Annotated in this window: 15 protein-coding genes; 9 read left to right on the forward strand and 6 right to left on the reverse strand. The window is 72.9% G+C overall.

Translation table 11 applies throughout. The features are described from left to right. The first annotated feature begins 313 nt into the window (after positions 1–313). The 4 genes from ettA to OG559_RS18000 all read left to right on the forward strand — a co-directional run bounded on the left by ettA (position 314) and on the right by OG559_RS18000 (position 4,017). The gene (gene ettA, locus OG559_RS17985) at positions 314–1,990 is read left to right on the forward strand and encodes an energy-dependent translational throttle protein EttA (protein ID WP_405105243.1); all 1,677 of its coding nucleotides are present in this window, start codon (positions 314–316) and stop codon (positions 1,988–1,990) included. Beyond that, a complete protein-coding gene (locus OG559_RS17990) occupies positions 1,983–2,447 on the forward strand; it encodes an acyl-CoA thioesterase (protein ID WP_405105245.1) in 465 nt (154 codons plus the stop codon). The genes ettA and OG559_RS17990 overlap by 8 nt, the downstream gene beginning before the upstream one ends. Next, entirely contained in the window at positions 2,444–3,301 is an 858-nt protein-coding gene (locus OG559_RS17995; protein ID WP_405105247.1) for a hypothetical protein, read from the forward strand. Before OG559_RS17990 ends, OG559_RS17995 begins: the two co-directional genes overlap by 4 nt. 131 nt (positions 3,302–3,432) lie before the next feature. Beyond that, on the forward strand, positions 3,433–4,017 hold the full coding sequence (locus OG559_RS18000) for a YbjN domain-containing protein (protein WP_387026464.1): 585 nt from the start codon (positions 3,433–3,435) through the stop codon (positions 4,015–4,017). A gap of 13 nt (positions 4,018–4,030) precedes the next feature. Here OG559_RS18000 and OG559_RS18005 read toward each other — a convergent pair whose 3' ends face one another. From OG559_RS18005 to OG559_RS18015, 3 genes are all read right to left on the reverse strand, one after another. Beyond that, on the reverse strand, positions 4,031–4,453 hold the full coding sequence (locus OG559_RS18005; RefSeq protein ID WP_405105249.1) for a globin: 423 nt from the start codon (positions 4,451–4,453) through the stop codon (positions 4,031–4,033). Between the two features lie 80 nt (positions 4,454–4,533). After that, a complete protein-coding gene (locus tag OG559_RS18010; RefSeq protein ID WP_405105251.1) occupies positions 4,534–5,916 on the reverse strand; it encodes an MFS transporter in 1,383 nt (460 codons plus the stop codon). Positions 5,917–6,173: 257 nt separating this feature from the next. After that, complete coding sequence (locus OG559_RS18015) at positions 6,174–7,220, reverse strand: mechanosensitive ion channel family protein (protein WP_405116755.1); 1,047 nt, start codon at positions 7,218–7,220, stop codon at positions 6,174–6,176. 295 nt (positions 7,221–7,515) lie between these two features. Between OG559_RS18015 and OG559_RS18020 the strand changes: the two genes are divergently transcribed. Further along, entirely contained in the window at positions 7,516–8,058 is a 543-nt protein-coding gene (locus OG559_RS18020; RefSeq protein ID WP_396669944.1) for an HNH endonuclease, read from the forward strand. A 31-nt stretch (positions 8,059–8,089) separates the two neighbouring features. Here the strand turns inward: OG559_RS18020 and OG559_RS18025 are convergent, their stop codons facing one another. From OG559_RS18025 to OG559_RS18035, 3 genes are all read right to left on the reverse strand, one after another. After that, positions 8,090–8,929, reverse strand: coding sequence for a class F sortase (locus OG559_RS18025; protein WP_405105253.1), 840 nt, complete (start codon positions 8,927–8,929; stop codon positions 8,090–8,092). 10 nt (positions 8,930–8,939) lie between these two features. After that, positions 8,940–9,464 carry a hypothetical protein gene (locus OG559_RS18030; protein WP_405105255.1) on the reverse strand — a complete coding sequence of 175 codons (525 nt, stop codon included), beginning with the start codon at positions 9,462–9,464 and terminating at the stop codon, positions 8,940–8,942. A gap of 141 nt (positions 9,465–9,605) precedes the next feature. Continuing rightward, positions 9,606–10,058 carry an Lrp/AsnC family transcriptional regulator gene (locus OG559_RS18035; RefSeq protein ID WP_396669941.1) on the reverse strand — a complete coding sequence of 151 codons (453 nt, stop codon included), beginning with the start codon at positions 10,056–10,058 and terminating at the stop codon, positions 9,606–9,608. A gap of 147 nt (positions 10,059–10,205) precedes the next feature. Here OG559_RS18035 and OG559_RS18040 point away from each other — a divergent pair, with 147 nt between their 5' ends. Genes OG559_RS18040 through OG559_RS18055 form a run of 4 tightly spaced genes read left to right on the forward strand, consistent with a single transcriptional unit; the run spans position 10,206 to position 15,263 of the window. Next, complete coding sequence (locus tag OG559_RS18040) at positions 10,206–11,108, forward strand: tryptophan 2,3-dioxygenase (RefSeq protein ID WP_405105257.1); 903 nt, start codon at positions 10,206–10,208, stop codon at positions 11,106–11,108. 14 nt (positions 11,109–11,122) lie between these two features. Then, positions 11,123–12,424, forward strand: a complete 1,302-nt coding sequence (gene kynU, locus OG559_RS18045) for a kynureninase (protein ID WP_405105259.1) — start codon at positions 11,123–11,125, stop codon at positions 12,422–12,424. Then, a complete protein-coding gene (locus OG559_RS18050; protein WP_405105261.1) occupies positions 12,421–13,758 on the forward strand; it encodes an FAD-dependent oxidoreductase in 1,338 nt (445 codons plus the stop codon). The genes kynU and OG559_RS18050 overlap by 4 nt, the downstream gene beginning before the upstream one ends. Before the next feature lie 23 nt (positions 13,759–13,781). Then, the gene (locus OG559_RS18055; RefSeq protein WP_405116757.1) at positions 13,782–15,263 is read left to right on the forward strand and encodes a 2-hydroxymuconic semialdehyde dehydrogenase; all 1,482 of its coding nucleotides are present in this window, start codon (positions 13,782–13,784) and stop codon (positions 15,261–15,263) included. Positions 15,264–15,297: the final 34 nt, after the last annotated feature.

Raw genomic sequence — 15,297 nt, forward strand, 5'->3', positions numbered from 1 at the left:
GCGTAGCTGCGGCGTCTGGCGCCTCGTGCCGGAGTTACCTACCCGTCCCACGACCGCCGAACCGTGAAGGTGATCACGCAGGTCAGGCCCGGTCAGAGGCCGTGCTCGACCGACGTGACGACCACCGTTGCAGGCAGTGCGGCTCGCCGGCGTACTGCTGGGGCGGGGTGATGTGGGCGGAGCGGATCGTACCTGTCAGGATTGAGGATGGCCTGCGTTGTGGCCGGCCCCGGCCGGCGGCGGCGAGCGGCACCCGGAGCCGCGCCCGCACCCGCAAGCTTTCAGATCACAACCTACGGAGGTAGCCCGCACCGTGGCCCAGTACATCTACGTCCTGGAAAAGGCGCGCAAGGCGCACGGCGACAAGGTCGTGCTCGACAACGTGACGCTGAGCTTCCTGCCGGGGGCCAAGATCGGTGTGGTCGGCCCGAACGGCGCCGGTAAGTCCAGCCTCCTCAAGATCATGGCAGGGTTGGACCGGCCGAGCAACGGCGAGGCCCGGCTGATGCCCGGCTACACCGTCGGCATGCTCGCCCAGGAGCCCCCGCTCAACGAAGCCAAGACCGTCCTCGGCAACGTCGAGGAGGCGGTCGCGGAGACCAAGGCCAAGCTGGAGCGGTTCAACTCCATCGCCGAGCAGATGGCGACGGACTACTCCGACGAGCTGATGGAGGAGATGGGCAAGCTCCAGGAGGAGCTGGACCACCTCGACGCCTGGGACATCGACTCCAAGCTCGAACTGGCCATGGACGCGCTGCGCTGCCCGCCGCCGGACGCCGACGTCACCGAGCTCTCCGGTGGCGAGCGCCGTCGGGTCGCGCTCTGCAAGCTGCTGCTTGAGGCGCCCGACCTGCTGCTGCTCGACGAGCCCACCAACCACCTGGACGCGGAGAGCGTCTCCTGGCTGGAGCAGCACCTGGCCAAGTACGCCGGCACCGTCATGGCGATCACGCACGACCGGTACTTCCTGGACAAGGTGGCCGGCTGGATCCTGGAGCTGGACCGCGGCCGGGCCATCGGCTACGAGGGCAACTACTCCACCTACCTGGAGAAGAAGGCCGCCCGGCTGGCCGTCGAGGGGCGCCGCGACGCCAAGATGAAGAAGCGGCTCACCGAGGAGCTGGAGTGGGTCCGCTCCAACGCCAAGGCGCGGCAGACCAAGTCCAAGGCCCGCCTCGACCGGTACGACGAGATGGCCACCGAGGCGGAGAAGACCCGCAAACTCGACTTCGAGGAGATCCAGATCCCGCCGGGCCCGCGCCTGGGCAGCACGGTGATCGAGGCGCAGAGCCTGAGCAAGGGCTTCGGCGACCGGCTGCTGATCGACAACCTGTCGTTCTCGCTGCCGCGCAACGGCATCGTCGGCATCATCGGCCCGAACGGTGTCGGCAAGACCACCCTGTTCAAGACCATCGTCGGGCTGGAGCAGCCGACCGACGGCGAGGTCCGGGTCGGCCCCACCGTCTCCCTGTCGTACGTCGACCAGAACCGGCAGGGCCTCGACGGCGACAAGAGCGTCTGGGAGGTCGTCTCCGACGGCCTGGACTACCTCATGGTGGGCAAGGTCGAGATGCCGTCGCGGGCATACATCGCGGCGTTCGGGTTCAAGGGGCCGGACCAGCAGAAGCCGACCAAGGTCCTCTCCGGCGGCGAGCGCAACCGGCTCAACCTGGCGCTGACCCTGAAGATCGGCGGGAACGTCCTCCTGCTCGACGAGCCGACCAACGACCTGGACGTGGAGACCCTGTCCAGCCTGGAGAACGCGCTGCTGGAGTTCCCCGGCTGCGCCGTGGTCATCTCCCACGACCGGATGTTCCTCGACCGGGTCTCCACGCACATCCTGGCCTGGGAGGGCGACGACCAGAACCCGGCGAAGTGGTTCTGGTTCGAGGGCAACTTCGAGGCGTACGAGAAGAACAAGATCGATCGGCTCGGGGCCGAGGCGGCCCGCCCGCACCGGGTGACCTACCGCAAGCTCACCCGTGACTGACCGGTTCGTCTACCACTGCACGCTGCGCTGGTCCGACCTGGACGCGTACGGGCACGTCAACAACTCGCGCTTCCTCACCCTGTACGAGGAGGCGCGGGTGGCGTTGATGTTCGCCGGCGGCCGGGCGTGGGGGGTGGGCTCGTTCGCCGACGGGGTGGTGATCCGCCGGCACGAGGTCGACTACCTGCGCCCGGTCGACTACGCGCTGGGCCGGGCCACCGCGGAGGCCGCTCCCACCGTGCGGATCGAGCTGTGGATCGAGGAGATCCGGGCCTCCCGGTTCACCGTCGGCTACGAGCTGTACGACGGTGACGTGCTGGCCAGCACCGCCCGCTCGGTGCTGGTCCCGTTCGACCTGGTCGCCAAGCGGCCCCGGCGGATCACCGAGGAGGAGCGGGCCTTCCTGCTCGCGTACGCCCCGGGCGTCGGCGTCGGCGCGGCCGGGGCCCGGGCGTGAGCGGCGTCCCGGCCCGCCGGCACGGGTCCGACCTGGCCGGCGGCGGGCACGGGCTGGTCGGGGTGGCCGACGCGGGAGCGTTCCTGGCCCGGCTGGTCCGGCTCGACCCGGCGGCACTGGTCCGGCTGCGTCCGGCCGGCCCGGCGGACCCGCCGGAAGCCGTCCCGTCGACCCCGCCCGGCGTGCCGGCGGCGCCGCCCTCCGTGCTGCCCTCCGCCCCGGCCGACGGGACTGCGCCGGTCGGCCGGACGGTCCTCTGGGCCCGGCTGCCGTGGGGTGTGCTGGCCGTCCGGACGGTGGCCGGGGCAGGTTGCGGCGACGCCACGGTCGCCGCCCGGGAACTCCTGGCCGCGCTGGCGGCCGGCGAGGAGGCCCTGCCGCCCCGGCGGGACGCCCAGTGGCGCTGGCCGCTGCCGCCCTCGACGAGCCGACCCGTGGAGGTGTTGCCGGCCGGGGAGCTGTGGCGGATCGCCGAGGCGGCGGCGGAGACGCTGCGCGAGGCCGCGGCCCATGGCCTCAACGGCCGGGCGGTGGGGCAGCGGGTGTTGCGGGACGCCCTGCTCGACCACGTCGCCGTGGTGGTCACCCCGGACGGCCCGCCCGGCCCACCGGTCGAGATCGCCCAGCGGCTGGTCCAGGGACTGCTCCGGATGGGCTTCCTGGGCCGCCCCGGCGATGGTGCCGGTACCCCGGTGGGGACCCCCCTACCCTTCGCTGGCGGGACCGCCCGTGGCGACGTTCAGGTGCGTGTGGCTGGGCGATGGGTCAGTCTGGTGGGACCATACGGAGCCGTGTGGTCGCAGAAGGTTGCTGATCTTGTCGTCACGCCGCTCGGGGCTCAGCCGAAAGTATGACCCCTGTTCATTCTTCTGGATCGGTGCTGCCGTTGGGGGGATGCTTCAACCCGGCTGTCCGGGTACCGTCCATCCTCGGATCCAACGCACCGTAGGCGAGTGGATCCGCTGGGGAGTGAGGTGCGCGAGCGATGCCGTGGTGGTCATGGCGCCCCGGTCCCGCCGGTGACGGCGAACCGGAAACTCGAAGCGGGATCACAGTGGACAGCACCGTCCGGGTCGGACCACCGGCCCCACGTCAACCGGGCGACGACTGCCCGGCCGCCGACCGTGCCGTGATCACGGACATGTCGGCAACCATCGGGCCGGTCACCCTCCGCCGGGTCTGCGACGCGCTCGACCTGCTGGACGTGCGCTACCTGGCCGACGGCGACGGCAACCTGCTGGCCATGTGGGAGCGGCACGCGGTGCTGGTCACTCTGGAGGGCCCGGAGGACGAGATCCTGGTGATGCGGGCCCGTCCACACGCGACGGTCCCGCCCGACTGGGTCGACCGGGCCTACCGGGTGGTCAACGAGTGGAACCACACCCGTCGGTTCTGCAAGGCCTACATCGGCGACCCCACCGAGCGGGGTCAACTGCCGATCTACGCGGAGCTCCAGGTGCCCCTCGGTGCGGGGGCGCACGACGCGCTCCTGGTCGAGATGCTCGACTGTGGCGCGGCGGTGGCCACCACCTTCGTGGACTGGCTGCACGACGAGGGCGCGCTGCTCTGACCCGCCGGTCAGGTCAGGCCGGGCCGGCCGCCGGGTCGTCCATCGCGTTCACCATGAAGTAGGCGGCCCGTTCCAGGTAGTCCCACAGCGCGGTGGCGATCTCCGGCGGCAGGTCCAGCCGGTCGACGGCCCGGCGCATGTGGTGCAGCCAGGCGTCCCGCTCGGCCGCGCCGATCCGGAACGGGGCGTGCCGCATCCGCAGCCGGGGATGCCCCCGCTGGGCGGAGTAGGTGTTGGGGCCGCCCCAGTACTGGATCAGGAACAGCGTCAGCCGGTCCGCCGCGGGGCCGAGGTCCTCCTCCGGGTACATCGGCCGCAGCAGCGAATCGGTGGCGACGCCGACGTAGAACTCGTCCACCAGCTTGCGGAAGGTGGGTTCGCCGCCGACCGCCTCGAAGAGGGTCACGGCACGCTCGGACTCACCAGCGGGATTCACCGTTCCATCCTGCCAGGTGCGTCCGCGACCGGCGGGGGCGTACCGGCCGGGGCCGCTGCCGTCCTCGTCACACCGGCGGGTCAGCCCACCGCGTGGCTGCGTCGGCTGTGCTCGCCCGGCAGGTTGTCGAGCTGCCCCTCGCCCTTGCCGTCGCCCCTGCCCGCCGGCCGGGGCAGGCCGGGGCCGGCCTCGTTCCCAGCGGCCTCGACCGCCGCGTCGATCGCGGCCCGACTGGGCCAGCGCGCGGCGGTGAGCAGCATCAGCAGGACCCCGGCGGCGCTCCACACGCCCACCACCAGCGGGATCGAGAACCGCTCGGCGAGCAGGCCGGTGATCAGCACGGCGGCGCCCTGGATCACCTGAACCCCGGTGGCCATCACCCCGAACGCGCGGGCCCGGAAGCCGTTCGGCAGCGCCCGGACGAAGAGCCCGTTGGCGACCGGGAGCAGCCCGGCGACCGCGAAGCCGCAGAGGGCGGCGAGCAGGGCCACCACCAGCGGCGGCGGGTCGAGCAGCGCCGGCACCAGGGCCAGCGGCGCGAGCACCGCCAGCGGCCGGATCAGGAGCAGCCGGCGGGCCGGGGCGACCGCCCGGCCGACCAGCAGCCCGCCGAGGATGAAGCCGATCGGGTTGGCGGCCATGATGGCGGCCTGGGAGGCGCCGGTGTCCAGGCCGCCGCCGGCGCCCTCCCGGGCCCATGCGGCGGCCAGCCCTTCGGGCACGATCGAGAAGAGCATGGAGCTGAACACCAGCAGGGCGACCGCCCGCAGCACCGGGGTGCCGAAGACGATCCGGAAGCCATCGGCTGTCTCCCGCAGCAGGTGGCTCCGGTGCGCCGCGCTCATCGCCGGTGGCCGGTCCCGGACGCCGAAGCGGACCAGGGTCGCCGAGAGGGCGAAGGTGCCCGCGTTGATCAGCAGGGCGGCGGTCGGGTTGACCGCGGCGATGGCCGCGCCGATCAGATAGCCGATCACCTGGGCGGCCTGGCCGGTGCTGCTGTTCAGCGAGAGCCCGACCACCAGCCGGTCGCCGGTCAGGATGAGTGGCATCAGCGCGGACCGGGCGGCCTGGCTCGGCGGGTTGGCCAGGGTGGTCGCGAAGAGCAGGCAGAGGATCAGCCACGGCGGATTCCACGGGATGGCGACCAGCACCATCAGGGCCATCCGGATCAGGTCGCAGGCCACCATCACCGACCGGTAGCGGTGCCGTTCCGCCAGCGTGGCCAGCAGCGGGCCGCCGATCAGCCAGGGCAGGAAGCTGACCGCGAACGCGGCGGCCGAGTAGGCCACGGACTCGGTCTCGCGGTAGACCAGAACGGTGACTGCGGCCTTCGCGATGAAGTCGCCGATCCAGGAGAGCCCGCTCGCGGCGAAGACCGCCCTGTACTCCCGTTGGGCGAACACCTCGCGGAAGGTGGCTGGCCCTTCCTGGGAGGGTCGCTCGTCGGACACCGTGGCCTCCATCGTCTCCACGGTGGCCACTCGTGATGGCCTGCCCGGGAAACCGTCGTCAGATCTACGGATCAGCGAGACGTGATTACGCTCCGGCAGATGGCGTGCGTACCGGATTCTGCCCGATCGTCTGAGAGCTGACTAGGGCGAACGGTTTGATCGTCGCATCTCCGACTGAACGAACGGACGATACCCGAGGGGCCGCGCGGTCCGCGACCCCTCAGATCCATGGTCAGGCAAAGTCGCAGGTCATCGACGTTCTTCGCGGTTCAGGTGGGCCCGCCCTGGCCGGTTGCCCCGCCCTCGACGGTGCGCAGCGGGAAACCCGGGTAGAGACGGGCGGCGGCGATCTTCGCCGTGATGCCGGAGTTCTCCAGCGCCTCGGCGAGCCGCCGGCGCAACTCCCGGCCGACCGCGAACTGCCCGTCGGCGGTGGTCTTGACGACGGTACGGATCACCGCGCCGTCCATCGTCATCTGCTCGACGCCCAGCACATCGGGGGCCTCCACGATCTCGGGGGCCAGGTCGGGGTCCATCGCCACCGAGGCCGCGGCGGTCCGCAGCACCGCCGTCGCCTCCTCGGTGCCGGCGAACCCGATCGGCAGGTCGACCACGACCAGCGCCCAGCCCTGGCTCTTGTTGCCCACCCGGATGATCTCGCCATTACGGATGTACCAGAGCACGCCCCGGCCGTCCCGGACCGTGGTGACCCGCAGCCCCACCGACTCCACCACGCCGGTGGCCTCGCCGAGGTCGACCGTGTCGCCGACGCCGTACTGGTCCTCCACCAGCATGAACAGGCCGGCGATCAGGTCCTTGACCAGGCTCTGCGCGCCGAAGCCGAGCGCCACGCCGGCGATGCCCGCGCTGGCCAGCAGCGGCGCCAGGTCGAAGCTGAACTCGCGCAGGATCATCAGCAGCGCTATGCCGAAGACGAACGCGGTGACCATGCTGCGCAGCACCGAGCCGATGGCCTCCGCCCGCTGCCGGCGGCGCTCGGGGACGAACTCGCCGGGCTGGTGCGTGGCGGTCGGCACCCGCTCCCGCAGCGGGCGCAACATGGTCGGCACCCCGTCGGCGGTGGTGCGGACCAGCCGCTTGATCATCCGGTGCAGCGCCCAGCGGGCGATGAACGCCAGTACGAGGATCACCAGCACCCGCAGCGGCTTCAGCAGGATCCAGTAGCTGCCCTCGGCGAACCACGACGACCCGGTCGTCTCGTACAACCACTCGCAGGAGGTGCTGCTCTGGCAGTCGGCGCTCGGGGTGACGTCCGGGGCGGGACTCGGGGCAGCCACGGACAGGGCGGCGATCATCAGGCTGGCGGCACTCACCCTGTCTTAGTACCCCACGGCCGTCGGGCACCGGCCGGCGGACCCACCCATCTGGTCCGCCGTCACCGGCGGACCGTGGCGAACCGGTCATCCTTGCACGGCCCGAAAGGGCTTCCCGAGGGACCCCGGATTAGTACGTGCAATCCTGGGTCTTATCAGGGACGATTGGCGCAACGGACGTCGGTGATCCTGCCGGCGTCGGGCGTGGTTCCGCCGTGCGCGGGCGTGCCCGGCGCGGCCAGCGGTGGGAGCGGCTGGACCGGGAAGGTGAGTTTCGATGCCTGACATACGACCCGCGGTGGGCTCCGGCGCGCTGGTTCTCAACGCCACCTACGAGCCGCTGTGTGTCGTGTCGGTGCGTCGCGCCGCGATCCTCGTCCTTTCCGCCAAGGCCATCTGCGTGGCCGACGGTGAGGGTGTGCTGCACAGCGCCCGCAACGCGCTCCCGGTGCCCTCGGTGGTCCGGCTCACCCGGTTCGTCCGGGTTCCCTACCGCACCCACGTCGGGCTCTCCCGGCGGGCGATCTTCGCCCGGGACGGCTGGCGGTGCGGGTACTGCCGGGGCCCGGCGGAGACCATCGACCACGTGTTCCCGCGCAGCCGGGGCGGCCGGCACGCCTGGGAGAACGTGGTGGCCGCGTGTGCCCGGTGCAACCACACCAAGGGCGACAAGACCCCGGCGGAGCTCGGCTGGCGGCTGCACTCGCCGCCCGTCGTCCCGATGGGGACGGCCTGGCGGGTGCTCGGCCACCGCACCCCCGACCCGCGCTGGGCCAACTGGCTCGACCTGCGCGAGCCCGAGACCGAGGCGGCGGCCTGAGCGGTGCCGGGACCGGGACGGGCTGGGGGCCTCACTCGTGGCGGGCCTTCACCAGGGACGCGTAGACCACCACGTTGTCGGCGTACCCGGTCTCCCCGCCGACCCACCGGCCGCCGCAGGTGATCAGGCGCAGCCTCGGCCGGGTGAAGTCGCCGTAGACCTCGCTCACCGGCAGCTGGTCCTTGTCGTAGCGGTGCACCGAGTCGACCTCGAACACCGCCACCGAGCGGTCCTCCCGGCGGATCTCGACCCGGTCGCCGGAACGCAGCTCCTTCAGCCCGTGGAAGACCGCCGGCCCGGTCCGGGTGTCGACGTGGCCGACGATCACCGCCGGCCCGTACTGGCCGGGGGTCGGCCCCTGGTCGTACCAGGCTGCCTCCTGTGCGCGGGCGGCGTCGGGCACCCCGATGCTGCCGTCCGCCGCGATGCCGACGTCGTGCACCGGGGCGTCCAGGTCGATCGGGTCGCTGCTGATGGCGACCGGCCGGCTGGCCGGCAGCACCGGGAACTTCTTCGGCGGGGGCCGCAGGCCGGCGATGAACCGGTCCGGCAGCACGCTGTGCCCGGTCACCCGCTCGACGCCGAGCATGGCCACGATCAGCACCATCAGGGCGGCGATGACCAGCACCGGGCCGCCGGGGCCCCGGCGGGCCAGCCGCCACCGGCCCGCGCCCGGCCCGCCCCGGCCCGGGGCGACGGCCACCGGGCGGGCGGCCGGGTCGACCGTGGCGACGCTGGCCGAGAAGACCTGCCCGGTGACCCGGACGACCCGGCCGCACCCCCGGGCCACCAGCCGGGCCGCCGCCCGGAACCGGCCGGTGCCGCGGCGCGGGTCCCGGGCCGGGTCGACTCGCGTACGTCGGTGGGCCATGGCGACCTCGTCAGGTTCGCGTCCCGGTACGCCGGCGCGCGCCGAACGCCCCGAACCCGGCCGCCACGGCCGCCGCCGCGAGGCCGCCCACGAGCAGCAGCGGGCCGGTGCCCCGGTCGTCGCCGGCCGTGCCGCCGCCACCGGTGTTGGGTCCCTTGCTCGGCTGGGCCATGTTCAGCACGGTGAGCGTGGTGGTCGCGGTGCCGCCGTTCTTGCAGTGCAGCTTGACGGAGTACTCGCCGGGCTGCTTGTTCTCCGGGATGGTGACCGCCCCGGTCAGGAAGCCGTTGTCGGGCCGGAGCACGACCCGCGCGAACGCGTCGGACCGCACGTCCGCCTGCTGCTTGTTGTCGTTGTCGCAGCTCGCCCGGATGTTGACTCGGGTGCCGGCCTGCGCGCTGTTCGGCGTGACCTCGACGAAGGTGTTCTCCCCGGCCCGGGCCGGCGCGACCGTGGCCAGGACGAACGCCCCGACCAGGCCGAACACGGTCAGCACGGCCGACAGGACGCGATGTGACGCGGTGAGCCCCCGCATGATTCCCCCCTCCCGGTGCCGGGCACCGGAATCCTCCCCCGGGTAGTCCGCCCTGCATTCCCCCTGGCGTCGGGGCAAACCCGCCGGTCGGCGGCGCGGCGGGCCGGGGGCGCCGACAGGGGCTCTCCGGCGCGTGGGGCGTCAGGCGGGCGGCCCGCCGTCAAGCGGGGTGACGGGGTGCCAGTCGAGGGGGGTGGACAGGACCATGGTGCTCGACGGCTGGCCGTACGGGGCGAGCCGGTCGATCACCCGCTCGAACTCGCCGATCGACCCGGTCGCGACCTTGAGCATGCTGCACGCGTCGCCGGTGATCCGGTGGATCTCCAGGATCTCCGGCCAGTGCGGCACCTCCGGGTCGTGCAGGATGCACCGGGACCCGTAGCAGGACATCCGGATCAGGGCGACCACGGCGCGGCCGGCCCGGGCCAGGTCGACGTGGGCGCGGTAGCCGGTGATCACCCCCGACTCCTCCAACCGGCGGACCCGTTCGGCCACCGCCGGCGGTGACAGGTGCACCCGGCGGGACAGCTCGCTGAACGACAACCGGGCGTCGGCCTGGAGCTCGCGCAGCAGCGCCCAGTCCATGTGGTCCACGCCTGACCTTCCTTCCCGAAACCCCGAAGGGGCGTTCGCCTTTGTCGTGGCAGGTCGGAGGCTGATAGTGCCGTCGAATCGGCATTCCATTCGGCCCTTCCACCAGGGCACCATGACGCTACCCGGCCGAGTGGATGGAGACGACAGGTGAAGCAGACGGACCTGCGGGCCCCCGCGCTGGCCGCGGCGGTCCGTCCGGCGACCCCGCAGCAGCGGGCGGCCCGGGCTGCCCGCAACGGCGGCGAACCCACGCTGGAGTTCGCCGAGCGGGTGCCCTACGACGCGTACGTGCACGCCAGCACCCTGCACCGGTTGCAGCAGCCGCTCAGCGACGACCCGGGCGAGATGTCCTTCCTGATGGTCAGCCAGATCATGGAACTGTACTTCGGGCTGACCTGCCACGAGCTGCGCGAGGCGCAGCGCTGCCTGCGCGCCGACCGGGTCGGGGACGCGCTGGCCCCGCTGCGCCGCGCGGCCCTGCACCTGGAGGGGCTCAACGCGGCCTGGAAGGGGCTGCGCTGGATGACCCCGGCCGACTTCAACCGGTTCCGCAACCTGCTCGGCGAGGGCTCCGGCTTCCAGTCGGCGATGTACCGGCACCTGGAGTTCGTGCTCGGCCTGCGCGACCCGGCCCTGATCCGGCCGTTCCGCCGGCAGACCGAGGTGTACGACGAACTGTGCGCCATGCTGGCCGCCCCGAGCCTCTGGGACGACGTGGTGGCCCTGCTGGCCCGGCGCGGCTTCGACGTGCCCGCCGAGGTGCTGGAGCGGGACGTCGCCGAGGAGCACCAGCCGCACCCGGCCCTGGAGGCCGCCTGGGTGGCCGTGTACGCCGACAGCAGCCCGGACAACCACCTGCGGCTGCTCGGCGAGGCGTTGGCCGAGGTGGCCGAGCAGTTCGGCGACTGGCGGTGGAACCATGTCAAGGCGGTGCAGCGGACCATGGGCGCCAAGGTCGGCAGCGGCGGCTCGGCCGGCCTCGCCTGGTTGCAGCGCAGCATGGCCCGGGTGGTCTTCCCGGAGCTGTGGTCGGCCCGGACGGCAATGTGAGCGAGGAACACGACATGGACACCCCGGAACGGGACGCGAAACGCCCCTCGGAGCAGGAGGCGCACCGCCTCGACCAAACGGACCCCGGGCACCGGCACCTGTTCCACGTGCCGCCGGCCGACGGCGGGCGCTACCCGCAGGCCGCGTACCTGGCGGGCAACTCCCTCGGCCTGCAACCCCGGGCCACCCGGGACGAGCTGCTCGCCGACCTGGACGCGTGGGGCCGGCTCGGCGTCGAGGGGCACCTGGAGGCGGGTCGGCCCTGGCTGCCGTACCACGAGCTGTTGACCGGGCCGGTCGCGCGACTGGTCGGCGCCCGGCCCGTGGAGGCCGTGGTGATGAACTCCCTCACGGTCAACCTGCACCTGCTGATGGTCGGCTTCTACCGACCGGCGGGGAAGCGCACCCGGATCGTCATCGAGGACAGCGCCTTCCCCTCGGACAGCTACGCGGTGCGCAGCCAGGCCCGCCTGCACGGCCTCGACCCCGACGCCACCGTGGTCCGGTTGCGCCCGCGCGACGGCGAGGACACCCTGCGCACCGCCGACGTGCTGGACTTCCTGGCCGCCGAGGGCGACACGGTCGCGCTGGTGCTGCTCGGCGGGGTCAACTACCTCACCGGCGAGCTGATGGACATCCCCGCGATCACCGCCGCCGGCCGGGCCGCCGGGGCGGTGGTCGGCTGGGACCTGGCGCACGCGGCCGGGAACGTGCCGCTGGCGCTGCACGACTGGGGCGTCGACTTCGCCGCCTGGTGCTCCTACAAGTACCTCAACTCGGGCCCGGGCGCGCTGGCCGGCGTCTTCGTCCACGAGCGCCACCTCGGCCGGGCCGACCTGATCCGCTTCGAGGGCTGGTGGAGCACCGAGGCGGCCACCCGGTTCGAGATGACCCCGGTGTCCCGGCCGCCGGCCACCGCGGAGGCGTGGCAGATCTCCAACCCCCCGATCTTCGCGATGGGCCCGGTGCGGACCTCGCTGGAGCTGTTCGACTCGGTCGGCATGCCGGCGCTGCGGGAGCGCAGCGTGCGGCTCACCGGATACCTGGAGCGGCTGCTCGACGGGGTCACGGCCGGCCGGCCGCTGCGGGTGGTCACCCCGCGCGAGCCGGAGCGCCGGGGCTGCCAGCTCTCGGTGCGCATCGGCGGGGGCAGCGCGGGCGAGCTGACCAAGCGGCTGCGGCACGAGCACGGCGTGATCGCCGACGCCCGGGAGCCGGACGTCGTCCGGTTCGCCCCGGTGCCGCTGTACTCGACGTACCACGACTGCTGGCGGGTCGCCGACGCGCTGGCCGCGACGGTGGAGATGCACTCATGAACGTGGAACGGGACGAGATCGCCGTCGTCGGGGCCGGGCTCGCCGGCTGCCTGCTGGCCTGCTTCCTGGCCCGGCGCGGGTACCGGGTGGCGCTCTACGAGCGGCGGGGAGACCCGCGCGCCGGGGGGGCCGAGCGGGGCCGCTCGATCAACCTGGCGCTGTCCGAGCGCGGGCTCGACGCGCTGCGCCGGATCGGCCTGGACGGTCAGGTGATGGCGGACGCGCTGCCGATGCGCGGCCGGATGATCCACCCGGTCGCGGGCGAGCCGCAGTTCCAGTCGTACAGCGCCGCCGGGGACCTGGCGATCAACTCGATCAGCCGGGGCGCGCTGAACAACGCCCTGCTCACCGCCGCCACCGCGCTGCCCGGGGTGCGGGTCGCGTTCGACCACCGGCTCGTCGGGCTCGACCCGAGCACGGGGGAGATGACCTTCGAGACGTCGCAGGGCAAGGTCACGGCCGCCGCGCCGGTCGTCCTCGGCGCCGACGGGGCCGGCTCCGCGGTGCGCGGGCAACTCCTCGCGTACGGGGTGCTGAGCGAGAGCCTCGACTTCCTCGACTACGGCTACAAGGAGCTGACCATCCCGGCGGTCGGCGGCGAGTTCGCCCTCGACCCGGCGGCGCTGCACATCTGGCCGCGCGGCACCTCGATGATGATCGCCCTGCCCAACCCGGACCACTCCTTCACCTGCACGCTGTTCTGGCCCACCCACGGCACCGCGAGCTTCGCCTCGCTGAGCAGCCCGGCGGCGATCGAACGGCACTTCGCCACCCACTACCCGGACCTGGTACCGCTCGCGCCCAACCTGGTCGACGACTACCAGCACAACCCGGTCGGGGTGCTCGGCACGGTCCGCTGCGCCCCGTGGCAGGCGAACGGGAGGGTCGGCCTGATCGGCGACGCCGCGCACGCCATCGTGCCGTTCTACGGCCAGGGCGCGAACTGCGCCTTCGAGGACGTGGTCGTGCTCGACCGCTGCCTCGACGAGTGCGACGACGACTGGGCGGCGGCGCTGCCGCTGTTCCAGGCACGGCGGCAGGACGACGCGGAGGCGATCGCCCGGATGGCGCTGACCAACTTCGTGGAGATGCGCGACAAGGTGGCCTCCCCGGTGTTCCAGGCCCGGCGCGAGCTGGACCACGCGCTGGAGCGCGCCCTGCCCGGCCGGTACGTCTCGCAGTACGAGCTGGTCTCCTTCTCCACCACCCCGTACGCGCAGGTGCGGCGGCGGGTCCGCCGCCAGCAGGCGGTGCTCGGGGCGGTGGCCGCCACGGCGGCGACGCTGCTGGTCGGCGCGGTCGGCGCGGCACTGGCCCGGGGGCGGCGGCGATGAGCGTGAACTGGGATCCCGGCCTGATGGCCGGGCGGGCGAACCGGGAGCCGGGGCTGCTGCGCCACTTCGTCGGCGGCGAGTTCGTCGACGCCGGGCGGCGGTTCACCAAGCGCAGCCCGGTGACCGGGGAGCCGGTGTTCGAGGTGGTGGAGGCGGGCCGTTCGACGGTGGACGACGCGGTGGCCGCCGCTCGGGCGGCGCTGCGCGGGCCGTGGGGCCGGATGGGTGAGCGGGAGCGCGCCGAGGTGCTGCGCCGGGTCGCCGACGAGTTGGAGCGCCGCTTCGAGGACCTGGTCACCGCCGAGGTGGCCGACACGGGCAAGTCCGTCTCGCAGGCCCGGACCCTGGACGTCCCGCGCGGGGCGGCGAACTTCCGGGCGTTCGCGGAGATCGTGGCGACCGCGCCGACGGAGTCGTTCACCACGGTCACCCCGTCCGGCGGGCGGGCGTTGAACTACGCCGTCCGCAAGCCGGTGGGGGTGGTCGCGGTGGTGGTGCCGTGGAACCTGCCGTTGCTGTTGCTGACGTGGAAGGTCGCGCCGGCGTTGGCGTGCGGCAACGCGGTGGTGGTGAAGCCGAGCGAGGAGACGCCGGCGTCGGCGACGGTGCTGGCCGAGGTGATGGCCGCCGCCGGGGTGCCGGACGGGGTGTTCAACCTGGTGCACGGGTTCGGCCCGGACTCGGCGGGGGAGTTCCTGACCCGGCATCCGGGGGTGGACGCGATCACGTTCACCGGTGAGTCGTCGACCGGCGGGGCGATCATGCGGGCGGCGGCGGACGGGGTGAAGGCAGTCTCGTTCGAGCTGGGTGGGAAGAACGCGGGCCTGGTCTTCGCCGACGCCGATCTGGACGCGGCGGTCGCGGGCTCGGTGCGGTCGAGTTTCACCAACGGCGGCCAGGTGTGCCTGTGCACGGAGCGGATCTACGTGCAGCGGCCGGTCTTCGACGAGTTCGTCGAGCGGTTGGCGAAGGCGGCCGACGCGCTGGCGTACGGGTGGCCGGCGGACGAGGCGACGGTGAACATGCCGCTGATCTCGCAGCAGCACCGCAGGAAGGTGCTCGGCTACCACGACCTGGCCCGCGCCGAAGGCGCGCAGGTGCGTGCCGGCGGAGGCCGGCCCACGTTCGGTGACGCCCGCGACGGTGGCGCGTACGTGCGGCCCACCGTGCTCACCGGGCTCGGCCCGGATGCCCGGACCAACCGGGAGGAGATCTTCGGCCCGGTGGTGCACGTCGCCCCGTTCGACGTCGAGGAGGAGGCGTACGCGCTGGCCAACGGCACCGAGTACGGGCTCGCCGCGACGGTGTGGACCCGCGACGTGGGCCGGGCGCACCGGTCGGGGGCCCGGCTGGACGCCGGGATCGTCTGGGTCAACACGTGGTTCCTGCGGGACCTGCGTACCCCGTTCGGCGGGGTGAAGGCGTCCGGCATCGGCCGGGAGGGCGGCGTGCACTCCCTGGGCTTCTACTCCGAACTGACCAACGTCTGCGTGGACCTCTCATGAGCGGCGCGGCGGGCAGAATGCACGGCGTCGTGAG

Source organism: Micromonospora sp. NBC_01405, assembly GCF_045040155.1.
Lineage (GTDB): Bacteria > Actinomycetota > Actinomycetes > Mycobacteriales > Micromonosporaceae > Micromonospora.